At 70.8% G+C, this 14,680-nt stretch carries 15 protein-coding genes; 2 read left to right on the forward strand and 13 right to left on the reverse strand.

From position 1 onward, the window contains the following. Nucleotides 1-165: 165 nt before the first annotated feature. The 3 genes from ACFWGZ_RS12015 to ACFWGZ_RS12025 all read right to left on the reverse strand — a co-directional run bounded on the left by ACFWGZ_RS12015 (nt 166) and on the right by ACFWGZ_RS12025 (nt 1,488). On the reverse strand, nt 166-423 hold the full coding sequence (locus tag ACFWGZ_RS12015) for a helix-turn-helix transcriptional regulator (RefSeq protein ID WP_325521476.1): 258 nt from the start codon (nt 421-423) through the stop codon (nt 166-168). 266 nt (nt 424-689) lie between these two features. Next, entirely contained in the window at nt 690-1,331 is a 642-nt protein-coding gene (locus ACFWGZ_RS12020; RefSeq protein ID WP_382451487.1) for a UdgX family uracil-DNA binding protein, read from the reverse strand. Continuing rightward, nucleotides 1,309-1,488: a CsbD family protein gene (locus tag ACFWGZ_RS12025; protein ID WP_382451488.1), complete on the reverse strand. Its 180-nt coding sequence runs from the start codon at nt 1,486-1,488 to the stop codon at nt 1,309-1,311. The genes ACFWGZ_RS12020 and ACFWGZ_RS12025 overlap by 23 nt, the downstream gene beginning before the upstream one ends. Before the next feature lie 218 nt (nt 1,489-1,706). Here ACFWGZ_RS12025 and ACFWGZ_RS12030 point away from each other — a divergent pair, with 218 nt between their 5' ends. Further along, nucleotides 1,707-2,051: an ANTAR domain-containing protein gene (locus tag ACFWGZ_RS12030; protein WP_382451489.1), complete on the forward strand. Its 345-nt coding sequence runs from the start codon at nt 1,707-1,709 to the stop codon at nt 2,049-2,051. Here ACFWGZ_RS12030 and treZ read toward each other — a convergent pair. The 7 genes from treZ to ACFWGZ_RS12065 form a co-directional block, all read right to left on the reverse strand. Further along, a complete protein-coding gene (gene treZ / locus ACFWGZ_RS12035; protein WP_382451490.1) occupies nt 1,970-3,643 on the reverse strand; it encodes a malto-oligosyltrehalose trehalohydrolase in 1,674 nt (557 codons plus the stop codon). The two genes, ACFWGZ_RS12030 and treZ, sit on opposite strands and share 82 nt — an antisense overlap. Then, nucleotides 3,640-5,733, reverse strand: coding sequence for a malto-oligosyltrehalose synthase (gene treY, locus ACFWGZ_RS12040; protein ID WP_382451491.1), 2,094 nt, complete (start codon nt 5,731-5,733; stop codon nt 3,640-3,642). Before treY ends, treZ begins: the two co-directional genes overlap by 4 nt. After that, on the reverse strand, nt 5,733-7,838 hold the full coding sequence (glgX, locus tag ACFWGZ_RS12045; protein WP_382451492.1) for a glycogen debranching protein GlgX: 2,106 nt from the start codon (nt 7,836-7,838) through the stop codon (nt 5,733-5,735). Before glgX ends, treY begins: the two co-directional genes overlap by 1 nt. Before the next feature lie 60 nt (nt 7,839-7,898). Further along, a complete protein-coding gene (locus ACFWGZ_RS12050) occupies nt 7,899-8,204 on the reverse strand; it encodes a hypothetical protein (protein ID WP_382451493.1) in 306 nt (101 codons plus the stop codon). Between the two features lie 93 nt (nt 8,205-8,297). Continuing rightward, complete coding sequence (locus tag ACFWGZ_RS12055) at nt 8,298-10,112, reverse strand: 4-alpha-glucanotransferase (protein WP_382451494.1); 1,815 nt, start codon at nt 10,110-10,112, stop codon at nt 8,298-8,300. A 104-nt stretch (nt 10,113-10,216) separates the two neighbouring features. Continuing rightward, nucleotides 10,217-10,642, reverse strand: coding sequence for a RidA family protein (locus ACFWGZ_RS12060; protein WP_382451495.1), 426 nt, complete (start codon nt 10,640-10,642; stop codon nt 10,217-10,219). A 4-nt stretch (nt 10,643-10,646) separates the two neighbouring features. Continuing rightward, nucleotides 10,647-11,564 carry a LacI family DNA-binding transcriptional regulator gene (locus tag ACFWGZ_RS12065; RefSeq protein ID WP_382451528.1) on the reverse strand — a complete coding sequence of 306 codons (918 nt, stop codon included), beginning with the start codon at nt 11,562-11,564 and terminating at the stop codon, nt 10,647-10,649. A 31-nt stretch (nt 11,565-11,595) separates the two neighbouring features. Here ACFWGZ_RS12065 and ACFWGZ_RS12070 point away from each other — a divergent pair, with 31 nt between their 5' ends. Further along, a complete protein-coding gene (locus ACFWGZ_RS12070) occupies nt 11,596-12,045 on the forward strand; it encodes a peroxiredoxin (RefSeq protein ID WP_382451496.1) in 450 nt (149 codons plus the stop codon). A gap of 382 nt (nt 12,046-12,427) precedes the next feature. On the opposite strand, the gene ACFWGZ_RS12075 is transcribed toward ACFWGZ_RS12070, so the two are convergent. From ACFWGZ_RS12075 to ACFWGZ_RS12085, 3 genes are all read right to left on the reverse strand, one after another. Further along, nucleotides 12,428-12,997 (reverse strand): TetR/AcrR family transcriptional regulator, encoded by a 570-nt coding sequence (locus ACFWGZ_RS12075; protein ID WP_382451497.1) that lies wholly within the window; start codon nt 12,995-12,997, stop codon nt 12,428-12,430. A 2-nt stretch (nt 12,998-12,999) separates the two neighbouring features. Next, nucleotides 13,000-13,950 (reverse strand): LLM class F420-dependent oxidoreductase, encoded by a 951-nt coding sequence (locus ACFWGZ_RS12080; protein ID WP_382451498.1) that lies wholly within the window; start codon nt 13,948-13,950, stop codon nt 13,000-13,002. Nucleotides 13,951-14,013: 63 nt separating this feature from the next. Continuing rightward, entirely contained in the window at nt 14,014-14,670 is a 657-nt protein-coding gene (locus ACFWGZ_RS12085; protein WP_382451499.1) for an O-methyltransferase, read from the reverse strand. Nucleotides 14,671-14,680 lie beyond the last annotated feature (10 nt).

The following is a 14,680-nucleotide window of genomic DNA, read 5'->3' on the forward strand; positions in this document are numbered from 1 at the left end:
CCCCAGGGCCTGTCCCGCGGGTCTCGTCCGCGATAGTCGCGACCGAGGGCCCCGGAGACGGCACCGCCGCAACGCCTGAATGCGCCCGGTACGAGGGCGCCGCGGCGGCACCGCCTCCGGGACGCTCGACCGTGACTCTCCTCGAACGGACCCACGGGACACGCCCTAGGCGGACCGGCTCTGCGGGGCCAGCAGTTCGGTGATCGAGTCGAGCGAGATGCCGAGCGCTCCCGCCAGTGCGGCGATCGTGAAGAACGACGGTGTGGGCGCGCGTCCGGTCTCGATCTTGCGCACGGTCTCGGCGGACAACCCGGCGCGGGCCGCGATCTCGACCATGCTCTCCTCGCCGCGGGCGTCCCGGAGCAGCTGACCGAGCCGCCTGCCGCGCTCCCGTTCCAGCGACGTCAGTGGGATGCGCACCATGCCCGCGGATTCTACGCGAAAACCGCAAGCCGGACGGCGTGAGAAAAGTCCGTTGCGAGCACCGGCGAACGAGGCATAGGTTCGAAGTACACAAGAGAGGAGGTGGTCCGAAGTTGTATAGCTACAGGACTCGTGAGGTGGCTGTCCGCTAGGACCGCCTTTGGTGACGCCTAGTCGTAAACCAAGGCAGCCACCCGACCCCCGGACTTCGAGCGCTGGTCCCGCTCGGCCTGCGAGAGCAGGAGTCGTCCGGGGGTTGTCCCGTTTCAGCGCGTTTTCTTCAACGCCTTCAGGTCGGCCACGAACGCGTCGAAAGCTCCGGTGAAGTCCTCGGCCCGCACCACGGCCGACGGGTGCACCGTCACCCCGACCCGGAGCGCTCCGACCCGGGGCACGTCGTGCTCCAGCACCTCGCCGCGGTGCTCGGTCAGCTTGAACGACGGCCCCAGCACCGCCTTCGCCGCCACCGCTCCCAGGCAGACCACGAGCCGCGGCGCGACGACCCGGATCTCCTCCTCGAGCCACGGGAAGCACGCCACCACCTCGCTCCGCCGGGGCGTCTGGTGGATCCTGCGCTTGCCGCGCTCGGTGAACCGGAAGTGCTTCACGGCGTTGGTCAGGTAGGTCTTCGACCGGTCGATCCCCGCCGCCGCCAGCGCCTTGTCGAGCAGTCGCCCCGCCGGACCCACGAACACGTGGCCGTTGGTGTCCTCGCGGTCGCCGGGGCACTCGCCGACCATCATCAGGCGGGCCGGCACGGGGCCCTCGCCGAACACGGTCTGCGTGGCGTCGCGGTGCAGGTCGCAGCCTCGGCAGCCGGCGGCCGCGGAACGCAGAACCGCCCAGTCCTTCCCCGAGGGGACGAACTGGGCGGTGGAAGTGCTCTTACCTGTCCGAGCGGAAGGCATCCTTGACCTTCTCGCCGGCCTGCTTCAAGGCGCCCTTGGCGCGCTCGGCACGGCCCTCGGCCTGCCACTGCTGGTTGTCCGTGGCGTCACCGACAGCTTCCTTGGCGCGGCCCTTGAGCTCTTCTGCCTTGTTGGCGAACTTCTCGTCGGCACCCATGGATCAGGCTCCTTCACTGGCGATCGGCTACGAGGACCGGTTACCCGGCGAGCACGGTCTGAAACAGTTGATAAGGTGATCACTCGCGGTTGAGAACCCAGCCGCAAGCCGATGTGACGGCTTGCTCTGGGTGTGCCCGCCCTTCGCAATGCGCTCCAGAGCAGTCGTCGTCACACCGGCATGCCGCTGTGACCATGACGACCTGAAAGGAGCCGGCGGTGTCGTCCGCGAGAATCACCGCCCTCGAGGCCGAGGTAGCGGGGCTGCGCAAAGCTCTGGTGTCCCGGACTGTCATCGGGCAGGCCTCAGGCCTGATCGCCGCACGCAAACCCTGCACACCCCAGCAGGCTTTCCAGCTGCTGGTCCACATCTCCCAGCACCACAACATCAAGCTGCACGTCGCCGCCGACCGGCTGGTGACGGCGTTCGTGCACGCGCACCTGGGCCGGCCGGTGAATCTGGCCGACCAGGTGCTGTGGGATCACGTCGACGCGACGACCGCGAACGACTCCGGTGAGAGCGACGACGGATTCGCCGAGGAGGTAAGCAGCACGTCGCCCTGAGGCAGCGGGACGGGCGTCGTGCCGAGGTTCACCACCACGCGGGTAGCGCCGCGGTGCAGCACGAAGCACGCCCCGTCCTGCTCCACCACGAACCTGTCCAACCGCGGGTCGGCCAGCTCCGGGCGGGAGCGCCGCAACGCGATCAGGGCGCGGTACGTGTCCAGGACGACCGCGTGATCACCTTCACGGGCCTCCTCCCACCTCAGCCGCGAGTTCTCGACGGTCTGCGGTGACATGGGGTCCGGAACATCCGATTCGCCCCATCCGTGCCGGGAGAACTCCCGGCGCCGGCCGGTCCGGACGGCCTCGGCCAGTCCGGGGTCGGGGAACGAGGCGAAGAACTGCCACGGGGTGGAGGCGGCCCACTCCTCCCCCATGAAGATCATCGGCGTGTACGGGGAGCACAGCACGATCGCCGCCGCGCACACCAGCTTCCCCGTCGAGACCGACGCCGTCAGCCGGTCGCCGGTGGCGCGGTTGCCGATCTGGTCGTGGTTCTGCGTGTAGGCCAGGAAGCGGTGGCCGGGGACCACGGCGGTGTCGACGGGCTTGCCGTGGTGCCTGCCCCGGAACGACGACCAGGTGCCGTCGTGGAAGAACGTCCTCTCCAGCGTCTTGCGCACCGCGTCCGGCGCCGCGAAGTCCTCGTAGTAGCCGGAGGTCTCGCCCGTGAGCGCGACGTGCAGGGCGTGGTGCAGGTCGTCGGACCACTGCGCCTGCAGCCCGTAGCCCCCGCCCTCCCGCGCCGTCACGAGCCTGGCGTCGTTGAGGTCGGACTCGGCGATCAGGCTGAGCGGGCGGCCCAGCCCCGCCGAGAGCGCGTCCACCTCGACGGACATCTGCTCGAGGACGTGCACCGCGCGGTGGTCGGACAGGGCGTGCACGGCGTCGAGCCGCAGCCCGTCCACGTGGAAGTCGCGCAGCCACTGCAGCGCGTTGTCGACGACGTACCGGCGCACCTCGTCCGACCCGGCCCCGTCGAGGTTCAGGCCGGGTCCCCAGTCGTTGCGACCGGCGAAGTACGGCCCGAACTTGTCCAGGTACGCGCCGGACGGCCCGAGGTGGTTGTAGACCACGTCGAGCAGCACGGCGAGCCCTCGGGCGTGGCAGGCGTCGACGAACCGCTTGAACCCGTCCGGCCCGCCGTAGGGCTCGTGCACGGCGCCCCAGAGGACGCCGTCGTAGCCCCAGCCCTCGACGCCGTCGAAGCTGTTGACCGGCATGACCTCGACGAACGTGATGCCGAGGTCGACGAGGTGGTCGAGCTTGCCGATGGCGGCGTCGAACGTGCCCTCGCGGGTGAACGTGCCGATGTGCAGCTCGTAGATCACACCGCCCGGCAGGGCCCGGCCCGTCCAGCCCGCGTCGGACCACTCGAAGTCGTGCCGGTAGACCCGGGAGGCCTCGTGCACGCCGTTCGGCTGCCACAGCGACCGCGGGTCCGGGTACGCCTGGCCGTCGACGACGAACGCGTAGTCCGTCCCCTCGGCGTCGGAGCGCCACCACTCGCCGTCGCGCTTCATCTCGTGGTCGACGCCGTCCACGCGGACCTGCACCGACTCGAGAGCCGGTGCCCAGACCGAGAAACTCACTGATCCCCCCGCACGAGCAGTGCCACCGGATAGCGGTCGAGCAGCGACGCCAGGTCCTGCGCGGCCGGGCGGCCGGTCAGCACGTCCGTCCACCCCCCGCCCCGCCTGCTCGAACCGGGCAGCGGCAGAACCGTGTCCTGCCAGCCCTTCTGCGCCAGCGCCACGGGCAGCCTGGTCGCCACGGTGATCACGTCACCGCGCTCGAACGCCAGCACGTGCTCCGCGGCCGGCCCCTCGGCGTGCAGCGCCCGGTAGCCGCGCAGGCCCCGCTTGCGCACCTGCAACGCCTTGTGCACCACCAGGAGCTTCGCCGCGCCCGACTCGTCGACCTCGGGCAGCCAGCCCGACTCGATGCGCTCGAGCAGCGCGCGCCGCTCGGCGTAGTCGACGGCGCGGCGGTTGTCCGGGTCCACGAGCGAGAAGTCCCAGAGCTCGGTGCCCTGGTAGATGTCCGGCACCCCCGGAGCGGTGAGCTGGACCAGCTTCTGCCCCAGCGAGTTCGACCAGCCGGGCGCCTTGATCCGCTCGGCGAACGTGGCGACCTCGGGCTCGTCGAGCACCTTGGCGGGCCACGCGGCGACCTCGGCGTCGAACTCGGCGTCCCGGTCGACCCAGGAGGTCTTGATCTTCGCTTCCCGCGACGCCTTCTCGAGGTACTGGCCGAGCCGGTCCTCGGTGAGCGGCCACGCGCCGACCACCGACTGCCAGGCGAGCCGGTTGAGCGTCGGCTCGGACAGGCCGTGCCGCTCGCTCATCGCCGACTCGAACGCCAGGTACTCGTCCGGGATCTCCGCGAGGACGGCGAGCCGGGCCCGCACGTCCTCCGACCGCTTGGTGTCGTGCGTCGACAACGCCGTCATGGCCTGCGGTTCACCGGACTCGCGCGTCGCCGCGCGCCGGTGGAACTCCTCCACCGGCAGGCCGAACCTGTCCGGCGAGCCGCCGACCTCGTTGAGCGCCACGAAGTTCGTGTACCGGTAGAACGCGGTGTCCTCGGTGCCCTTCGCGACGACCATGCCGGACGTCTGCTGGATCCGCGTGGCCAGTTCGCCGTGCGGGTCCGCGCGGACCTGCTCGTCCAGCGCGCGCACGGCGGACGACTTGCTCAGCTTCACCGCCGTCTCCCAGTGCGCCGCGCCCTCGGGGAGGTACGAGCGGTACACCGGGAAGTTGACCATCACCTCGGCGACGGCCTGGCAGGCGTCCTCGAACGGCACGCCCTGCACCAGCCGGGCGATCCGGCGGACCTCGGCGACCAGGATCGAGTCGGCCACCTGCTGCCGCGACGAGTGCTCGACGGAGTGGAAGTCGCCGGCGAACGCGTCCGTCGGCGCGATGAACACGCCGCAGATCTCGCGCAACGCGTCGTAGCCGGTCGTGCCGTCGACCGGCCAGCTCTGCGGCAGCGCCTCGTCCGGCCCGAGGATCTTCTCGACCACGAGCCAGCCGTCGAAGTGCTCGCGCAGCCGCCGGAAGTACCCGCCGGGGTCGGCGAGCCCGTCCGGGTGGTCGATGCGCAGTCCCTGCACGCCCCACGACAGCACCTCGCGGTGGGTCGCCTCGAAGACCTCGGGGTCCTCGACGCGGATCGCCGCGAGCTCGGTGATGTCGAAGAACCGGCGGTAGTTGAGCTCGGTGTTGCCGCGCCGCCAGTTCGCCTTGAGGTAGTGCTCGTGCACCTCGTCCTCGGCGTCCTCGCCGAGGACGGGCAGCAGGACCTTGCCCGACGACCAGTCGATGTCGAAGTACCGCGCGTAAGGCGACGCCTGTCCGTTCTCGAGGACGTCCTCCCACCACGGGTTCGGCACGACCATGTGGTTGGGCACGATGTCGACGACCAGGCCGAGACCCAGCTCCGCCAGGCGTTCCTGCAACGCGACCCGCCCGGCGTCGCCACCGAGCTCCGGCCGCGCGCGGGTCGGGTCGACGACGTCGTAGCCGTGCGTCGACCCCTCGCGCGCGTCGAGCATCGGCGAGCCGTACAGCGCGCCGACGCCCAGGCGCGCCAGGTAGTCCGCGACGGCCGTGGCGTCGGCGAAGGTGAACGACGGGGTGAACTGGACGCGGTAGGTGGAGGACGGCGCGCCCATCAGCCCACCCTGCGCAGCACGACGAGCGACCGCGCGGTGAGGTTCAGCGTCTCGCCGGCCGCGACCGGCTTCTCCGAGTCGCCGACCTGACCGGTCGTCGTGTCGACCACGACCGTCCACTCCGGACCGTACTCGGCGTCGGGCAGCGTCACCTCGATGTCCTCGAAGTGGGCGTTGAAGGCCATCAGGAACGAGTCGTCGACGACCCGCATGCCGCGCGAGTCGAGGTCCGGGATGCCCTCACCGTTGAGGAAGATGACGATGCACTTGCCGAAGTCGTCCTCCCAGTTCTGCTCGGTCATCTCCTCACCCGCCGGGGTGAACCACGCGATGTCGCGCAGCTCCTCGCCCTTGCGGATCGGCCGGCCCGCGAAGAAGCGCTTGCGCCGGAACACCGGGTGCGCCTTGCGGAACGCCGTCACCGCGGCGGTGAAGTCGACCAGCTCGGCGTTGGCCTCCACGAGCGACCAGTCGACCCACGAGACCTCGTTGTCCTGGCAGTAGGCGTTGTTGTTGCCGTTCTGCGTGCGGCCGAACTCGTCGCCGTGCAGGATCATCGGCACGCCCTGCGACAGCAGCATGGTCGCCATCAGGTTGCGCCGCTGCCGGGCCCGCAGCGCGAGGACCTCCTCGTTCTCGGTCGGGCCCTCCTCACCGCAGTTCCACGAGCGGTTGTGGCTCTCGCCGTCGCGGTTGTCCTCGCCGTTGGCCTCGTTGTGCTTGTCGTTGTAGGACACGAGGTCGTTCAGCGTGAAGCCGTCGTGCGCCGTCACGAAGTTGATCGACGCGTACGGGCGGCGGCCGTCGTCCTGGTAGAGGTCGGACGAGCCGGTGATGCGCGAGGCGAACTCGCCCATCGTCGCGGGCTCGCCGCGCCAGAAGTCGCGGACGGTGTCGCGGTACTTGCCGTTCCACTCCGTCCACTGAGGCGGGAAGTTGCCGACCTGGTAGCCACCGGGACCGACGTCCCACGGCTCGGCGATCAGCTTCACCTGCGAGACCACCGGGTCCTGCTGCACGACCTCGAAGAAGGTCGCCAGCCGGTCGACGTCGTAGAACTCGCGGGCCAGCGCCGCGGCGAGGTCGAACCGGAAGCCGTCGACGTGCATCTCCGTCACCCAGTAGCGCAGCGAGTCCATGATCAGCTGCAGGGTGTGCGGGCTGCGCACGTTCAGCGAGTTCCCGGTGCCCGTGTAGTCCATGTAGAACTTCGGGTCGTCCTCGACCAGCCGGTAGTACGACTCGTTGTCGATGCCGCGCATCGACAACGTCGGGCCGAGGTGGTTGCCCTCCGCCGTGTGGTTGTAGACGACGTCGAGGATGACCTCGATGCCCGCCTGGTGCAGGGCGCGGACCATGCCCTTGAACTCCTGCACCTGGTTCAGCGGCATGGCCGCGTAGGCGTCGTGCGGGGCGAAGAACCCGATCGTGTTGTAGCCCCAGTAGTTCGACAGGCGCCGCTCCGCGAGCGTGTGGTCGCTGACGAACTGGTGCACCGGCATCAGCTCGACGGCGGTCACGCCGAGCTTGAGCAGGTGGTCGATCATCACCGGGTGCGCGAGGCCCGCGTAGGTGCCGCGCAGCTTCGGCGGGATCTCCGGGTGGTCGATGGTGAGACCGCGGACGTGCGCCTCGTAGATCACGCTTTCGTGGTACGGCGTGCGCGGCGAGCGGTCGTTCGTCCAGTCGAAGAACGGGTTCACCACCACGGACTTCGGCACGAACTCTGCGGAGTCCGCGTCGTTGCGCTCGTCCGGGGAGCCGAACTTGTACCCGTAGAGCGCTTCGTCCCACGCCAGGCCGTTGGAGATGGCCTTGGCGTACGGGTCGATCAGGAGCTTGTTGGGGTTGCAGCGAAGCCCGCGCTCGGGGTCGTGCGGGCCGTGGACGCGGTACCCGTACCGCTGACCGGGTCCGACTCCCAGCAGGTAGCCGTGGTGGACGAAACCGTCCACCTCCGGCAGCCTCACGCGCGTCTCGGTGCCGTCCTCGTCGAAGAGGCAGAGCTCGACGTACTCCGCGACTTCGGAGAACAAAGCGAAATTGGTGCCAACGCCGTCATATCCAGCGCCTAGCGGATAGGGCGTACCAGGCCAGGGTCGCACAATGCTCCTCACACGCAGGTAGCTACCCGCCGACCCTATCCGGCTAACCCGTACCCGGCATCACACCCGTTCGTGCGCCAGGACCAGCTGCCCACGTGCGGCCGTGAGCAAAGTGCGCGCTTCCTGGATCTCGCCGTACTGCAGGTGTTCCCTCGCGGCCTCCGCGCACGCCAGGGCGTACCGCAGGGCCATGTTCCCGTCGTCCACGGGACCCGTGTCCCGCAGCGCGTCACGCAGTGCTTCCTCCGCGTGCCGTGCCCCGTCCACCGGGTCGCCGAGCGCGGCCGGTCTCACCGAGGCGAGGGCCTGCTCGACGGCCAGTTCCAGCACGTCGGTCGATGTCCGCGTGCCCACGGCTGAGCTCATCTCCTACGCCACCTCCAAAACGTTCGTCGTCCGCCGTCGGGTGACGGCCCAACAGTACTCCGCAGGCGTGTGACCTGCCGTTAAGCGGAAGTTTCATCTTCCACGGCCGCGCAGCGGCCTGGTGATCTCGCGGACGCGCGGGAAGAAGTCCTCCAGCACGACCGGCAGCGGGATCCGCCAGTTCGGGTGCTCGTCGATCGTGCCCGGCACGTTGGGCTGCCGGGTTTCCCGCAGAGCGTCCTGAGGGGAGGTCAGGACCAGCGCGCAGGGTGCCTGCGCGAGCAGTTCGTGGGCGCCCTCGACCCGGTCGGCGGCCTGCACGCCCTCCTGGCGCATCAGCTCGTCGAAGTCGGGACCGTCCTGCCCCGCGAAGAACGTCGCGGCGGTCGGCAGGTCGTGGGTCGAGATGCTGGCCATCTGGTTCGGGTTCCACTGCGCGGGAGGGATCAGCGGGTGGCCCTCGGCGTAGTAGTCGCGCTGGAAGTAGAGGACGGCGCTCGTGAGCATGCCGTTCTCCTGCAACGTCTTCGTGACCACCGGCTCGACCGTGCCGAGGTCCTCGCCGACCACGACGGCGCCCGCGCGGTAGGCCTCGAGCGCCAGCACGCCGAGCATCGCGTCGGCGTCGTAGTAGACGTAGGTGCCGCGCGCCGGCGGCTCGCCCGGCGGGATCCACCACAGCCGCCAGAGTCCGGCGACGTGGTCGATCCGGATGCCGTCGGCGTGCTGCAGGACGCTGCGCAGCACCTGCCGGAACGGGCGGTAGCCGGTCTCGGCGAGCCGGTCGGGGCGCCACGGCGGCAGGCCCCAGCCCTGGCCGTCCGCGCTGAACGCGTCGGGCGGGGCGCCGACCGTGACGTCGATGGCGAACGCGTCGGGGTCGGCGAAGGTGTCCGCGCCACCGGGGGCGACGCCGACCGGGAGGTCGTGGATGACGCCGACGGCCATGCCGGCCTCGTGCGCGGCGAGCCGGACGTCCTGCAGCTGGCGGGTGCACAGGTGCTGGACCCAGGCGTGGAACGCGACCCGATCGGGGGACGCCGGCGCGCGGTCCGCGGGCCAGGTCCGCCAGTCGGGGCCGTGCACCTCGGCGAGCGCGCAGTAGGTGGCGAACTTCGCCAGCTCGGCGTCCATCTCGACGTCGCCGCCGGGGAAGAGCAGTTCGAGCGCCTGCCGCTTCGCGTCCCAGATCGCGTCGTAGTCGATCAGGTCCTGGTTCTCCGGCCGCAGGTCGCGGATGAGCTGGCGGGTGCGCGGGCAGGCCTGCAGGAACTCCGCGGTGTCGGTGATGCGCAGGTAGAGGGGGTTCGCGTAGCGGCGGCTGGTCGGCGAGTACGGCGACCGCTCGACGGGGTGCGTGAGGCTCGGCGCCTGCACCGGGTTGACCAGCACGACCCCGGCGTCGAGCTCCAGGCTGCTGCGCCGGGCGATCGTGGCGAGGTCGGCGAAGTCGCCCATCCCCCACGAGTCCTTCGAGCGCGCCGCGTAGAGCTGCAGCATCCAGCCCCACGTCCGCGGCACCTCGGGCAGCGCCTTGGGCGCGACGGCGAGCGTGACGGTCTGGTCCGCCGTGACGATCCGGTGCCAGCCCAGCGGCAGGCTGTCCGGCAGGTGCCGGTCGACCGCGAGCGAGGTGCCGTCCTCCAGCTCGACCGTCGCCGGCCCGTGCAGGTCGTAGGTCTCGTACTCGCGGATCACGATGGTGGGGGGCAGCTTAGCGGCCGCCCTGCGCGCCTGCGCCTCGGCGAGCGCGCGAGCGGCGGCGTCCTCAGTGGACGCGTCCACGCCGAACTGGGCGAGGATCTTCACCACGACGTCGGAATCGACGACCACCTGTTGCTGATCCGCGTTTTCGTACCTCGTGGCCACGCCCCAGGCGTCCGCCAACCGCGCCAGCAAGTCCTCCACAGGTACAAGCTATGTCACAGCTCGGGCAGCATTACCAGAGCAAATGGTCCCTGGTCACCCGATGGGTGCAGGCCGGTCGAGAGCTGAGTTCCGCGTCAATTCGCTCAGACATCCGATGCCTGTTCGGGAATCGCCACGACGGCTTCGACCTCGACGAGATATTCCGGCCCGAACAACGCCGCGACCTGAACCAAGGTGCTCGCGGGGTTGTGGACTTCCCCGAGGGCGGGCCTCAGGATTTCGTCGCGCACGTCGCGAATGGTCTGCACGTCGGACACGTCGAGTACGAACCACGTGAACTTCACGACATCCGACCAGTCCGCGCCAAACCTGGAAATGACGTGATGAAGATTGCTCAACGCCTGCCTGGTCTGCGCGGCGAGGTCGTCCACTCCGACCACGCACCCGCCGGCGTCGACGGCGACCTGTCCGGAGACGAACGCGAGCCTGCCGCTGACCGCCACCGCGTGGGCGTAGCCGGGGGTGTCCGGCAGCGCGGGCAGCTCGGTCAGGCGCTCTTCGGCGGGCATGCGGTCACCCTACGGCCACCGGCCCGCTGGAGTTGCGCACGACCAGTCGCAGCGGGTGCTCGGCCGGTTCGATCAGACCGCCCCTGATCAGCGTGAACAGGTCGGCAACGGCCCGTTCGCCCTGCTCCTTGGCCGCGCCCTCGACCGCGGTCAGCCCGACCACGCGGGTGAGCTCCCGGCCGTCGAGCGAGACGATGGACACCTCGTCGGGCACGGCCCGGCCGTCGCGCTGCATGCGCAGGAAGATCCCCAGCGCCGCCGCGCCGTTGGAACTGATCACCGCCGTCGGCAGCCGTTCGCCGTCGAGCAGCACGTCGACCACCTGCTCGCCGCCGTCGACCGTGGGCGAGCACCAGACGGTCCACTCGGGACGGACTTCCAGGCCGGCCGCCGCGAGGATGCCGTCGTAGGACTCGTCGACCCCGTCGGACAGCACCAGCGCCACGTCCCGGTGGCCGAGGCCGCGCAGGTGCTCGACGGCGGCCTGCAGCGCGTGCCGGAGGTCGGTGTCGTCGACGGTGATGTGCGGGACCTCGAGCGACTCGAGCGCCGTCCGCTCGGTGCCGGTGAGCGACATCGAGAGCAGCAGCACGCCGTCGACCCTGCGCCCCAGCGGCAGCTCGTCGAAGAACTTCGCCCGCGACGCCTCGTCGGCGAGGACGTAGAGCAGGACGTCGTACCCCGCCTGCCGCAGCGCGCCCTCCGCGCCCGCCAGCACGGGGCTGACCTCGGACGTGAGCACCGCGATCGCGTACCGGCGCCCGCCGGCCAACGAGGACGCATCGCGCGCGATGGCGTACTTCATCCGCCGCGCGACCTCGCTGACGTGCTGCCTCGTGGCCTCGGACACGCCCGGCTCGCCCCGCAGGGCGCGCGATACGGTCGCAGCGGACACCCCTGCGGCCTTGGCCACGTCGGACATGCTGGTCACGGCCCGAGCGTATTGGAGATCCATGGAGCCCGGCGACCTCGCCCCCGACTTCACGCTGCCCGACCAGGACGGCACCGACCGCAAGCTCTCCGAACTGCTCGAGAACGGCCCCGTCGTGCTGTTCTTCTACCCCGGCGCGATGAGCCGCGGCTGCACGGCCGAGAGCTGCCACTTCCGCGACCTGGCCGCCGAGTTCGCCGCGGCCGGGGCGCAGCGCGTCGGCATCTCGCTGGACGACGTGGCGACGCAGAAGCAGTTCGCCGAGCAGCACTCCTTCGACTACCCGCTGCTCTCCGACGCCGACGGCGAGGTGGCGGAGCAGTTCGGCGTGCGCCGCCGGTTCGGGCCGATCCCGCTGAAGCGGCACACGTTCGTCATCGGCGAGGACCGCACGGTGCTCAAGGTGATCCGCAGCGAGTTCTCGATGAACGCGCACGCGGACAAGGCGCTGGCGGTCCTCAGGAGCCGGTGATCGCCGACCCGCCGCAGGGCCCGGAGGCGCTGCCGCGACCACGAGTTCCACCGTGGTCGGCCTGTCGAGCGGCGCGTCGGCGGAGCAGGTCCGCGGCGGTGGCGGCCCGTGGTGGCGACCGGCCCCGATGCTCTCGCGCAACGCCCTGATCGCCGGCACGCCGCAGGGCCCGGAGGCGCTGCCACGACCACGAGCTTCACCGTGGCGGCCTGCCGAGCGGCACGCCCCAGGCCGCACCGCCGGCCACCAGCAGCGCGACGGCCAGGACGACCCACGGCCCCTTCCGCCTCCCGCGCACCTCGTGCAACGGAGGCGCGAGGCCGTGGCGCGGCGAACTCCGCGGCGTGGAAGGCCCCACCGCCGGCCTCCGGCCGTGCCCGAACTAGCGCAGCCCGGCCAGGACGAAGTCCGCGATCTCCGCCGCCAGCCGCGCCGGCGACTTCTCCCCGTCCGTCCGGAACCACGTGGGCAGCTGGTTCACCACGCCCATCGCGATCCGCACCACGGTGTCGGCGGGCACGGCCGAGCTGAACTCGCCGTCCGCCTGCCCCTTCTCGACCACCGCGAGGAACGTCTCGTGGTAGCGCCTGCGCTCGGCGCGGAAGTCGGCCATCCGCTCCTGCCCGAGCCGGTGCAGCTCGCGGACGAACACCGCCGCCTCGTCGACCCGTTCCGCGGTCGAGACGACCAGCGACACCAGGATCTCCCGCACGGTGTCCGCCGCGGGCAGGCCCAGCGCGATGATCCGGTCCATGTCGGCGGACTGGGCCGTGATCAGCAGCCGGTAGATCTCGAAGAGCAGGTCGTCCTTCGAGCGGAAGTAGTGGTACAGCGCGCCCTTGGTCACCTCCGCGGCCCTGACGATCTCCTGCACCGAGGTCGCGTCGTAGCCCTGCGACGCGAACAGGCGCACGGCCGCGTCGATGATCTTCTGCTCGGTCGCGCTGGGCACGGTCAGGCCCGCGGTGCCAGTGCGCGGACCTGCTCGACCTGGTCGCCGCCGGTCGGGAGCAGGGCGATGATCGGCGTGTCGACACCGGCGACCTGGTACTCGGCGACGCGCGCCCGGCAGTGCTCCAGCGAGCCGTGCACGACGAGCGCGTCCACGACCTCGTCCGGGATCGCCTTCGACGCGGCCTTGCGGTCGCCCGCCGCCCACGCCTCGTGCATCGGGCGCAGCGCCTCGCCGCGGCCCAGCCAGTCGTGGAACGCCGCGTACGCCGGCACGGTCAGGTAGGTGCTGATGAGCATGCGGCCGAGGGCCCGTGCGGCGTCGGCGTCCTCGGTCGGGCAGACGAAGATGCGCGCCGCGAGCTCCGCCGCGCCCAGCTCGGCCCGCACCTGCGCCACGTCGGTGGCAGCCAGCCAGTTCGTGATGGCGCCGTCGGCCTCGCGGCCGGCCAGGCGCAGCATGCCCGGCCGCAGCGCCGCGAGCATGATCGGGACTTTCGCGGCGGGCGGGCGTTCCAGCTTGAAGCCCTTGATCGAGAACGTGTCGTAGTCGGCGGTGACCTTCTCCCCCGCCAGCGCGGCCTTCAGGAAGCGCAGCGTGTCGCGCGTGCGCTTGAACGGCTCCTCGAACGGGATCGCGTTCCAGCGCTGCACGATCGCGGGCGAGGACGAGCCGATGCCCAGCACGAACCGCCCGCCGGTCACCTCGGCGAGCGTCGCGGCGGTCATCGCCAGGGTGGCGGGCCCGCGCGTGTAGACGGGCGCGATCGCCGGGCCGAAGCGCAGCTCGGACGACCACTGCGCGGCGAGCGCCAGCGGCGTGAACGCGTCCGTCCCGGTCGTCTCGGCCGACCACACGTCCGTGTAGCCGAGCCCGGCGAGCTCGGACACCAGCGCGCGGTGCTCGAGCACCGGCACACTGATCAGCGGCAGCGTGATTCCCCAACGAGCCATGAACGCCTCCAGGTCGCGACTGGAGGCCACCCTACCGACCGGTCGGTATGTCCTACAACCCTCCTACTTCTTCCTCGCGAAGGTCAGCCCGTCCGCGATCGGCACCAGCACCGACTCCACGCGGTCGTCCTGGCGGACGAACCTGTTGAACGCGTCGATCGCGGCGGCGTTGCCCTCCGGCTGGTCGCCGGCCGCCTCGCCGTAGTAGAGCGTGTTGTCCGCGAGCAGCAGCCCGCCCTGGCGGACCCGCGGCACCAGCAGGTCCCAGTAGTGGGCGTACCCGACCTTGTCCGCGTCGATGAACACCAGGTCGACCACCGGTTCCTCCGGCATCGCCGCCAGGGTCTCGGCGGCGCTGCCGATGCGCAGGTCGATCCGGTCGCGCACCCCCGCCGCCTGCCAGGCCTCCTCGGCGATCGCCGTCCACTCCGCGGAGACGTCGCAGGTGATGACCTTGCCGTGCGGCGGGAGCGCCTGCGCGAACGCCAGCGTGGAGTACCCGGTGTAGGTGCCGACCTCGACCACGGTCTGCGCGCCCGTGAGCTTGACCAGCAGGGACAGCAGCACCGCCTGTTCATGCGGGATCTGCATCTCCGCCGAGTCGCCCAGCTCGGCGGTGCGGGCGATCAGCTTCTCCTGGACGGGGGTGGGGTGGCCGGCCTGTTCGCGCACGTAGCGGTAGATCTGCGGCGTCATGACCACGGCCTTGAAGTCGTTCACGCGCGGCCTT

Source organism: Lentzea sp. NPDC060358, from assembly GCF_042725365.1.
Lineage (GTDB): Bacteria > Actinomycetota > Actinomycetes > Mycobacteriales > Pseudonocardiaceae > Lentzea.

Coding starts and splice junctions, on each gene's coding strand:
- ACFWGZ_RS12015 (WP_325521476.1), bottom strand. CDS start 423: ATGGTGCGCATCCCACTGACGTCGCTGGAACGGGAGCGCGGCAGGCGG.
- ACFWGZ_RS12020 (WP_382451487.1), bottom strand. CDS start 1,331: ATGCCTTCCGCTCGGACAGGTAAGAGCACTTCCACCGCCCAGTTCGTC.
- ACFWGZ_RS12025 (WP_382451488.1), bottom strand. CDS start 1,488: ATGGGTGCCGACGAGAAGTTCGCCAACAAGGCAGAAGAGCTCAAGGGC.
- treY (WP_382451491.1), bottom strand. CDS start 5,733: ATGGGCGCGCCGTCCTCCACCTACCGCGTCCAGTTCACCCCGTCGTTC.
- ACFWGZ_RS12050 (WP_382451493.1), bottom strand. CDS start 8,204: ATGAGCTCAGCCGTGGGCACGCGGACATCGACCGACGTGCTGGAACTG.
- ACFWGZ_RS12060 (WP_382451495.1), bottom strand. CDS start 10,642: ATGCCCGCCGAAGAGCGCCTGACCGAGCTGCCCGCGCTGCCGGACACC.
- ACFWGZ_RS12065 (WP_382451528.1), bottom strand. CDS start 11,564: ATGTCCGACGTGGCCAAGGCCGCAGGGGTGTCCGCTGCGACCGTATCG.
- ACFWGZ_RS12070 (WP_382451496.1), top strand. CDS start 11,596: ATGGAGCCCGGCGACCTCGCCCCCGACTTCACGCTGCCCGACCAGGAC.
- ACFWGZ_RS12080 (WP_382451498.1), bottom strand. CDS start 13,950: ATGGCTCGTTGGGGAATCACGCTGCCGCTGATCAGTGTGCCGGTGCTC.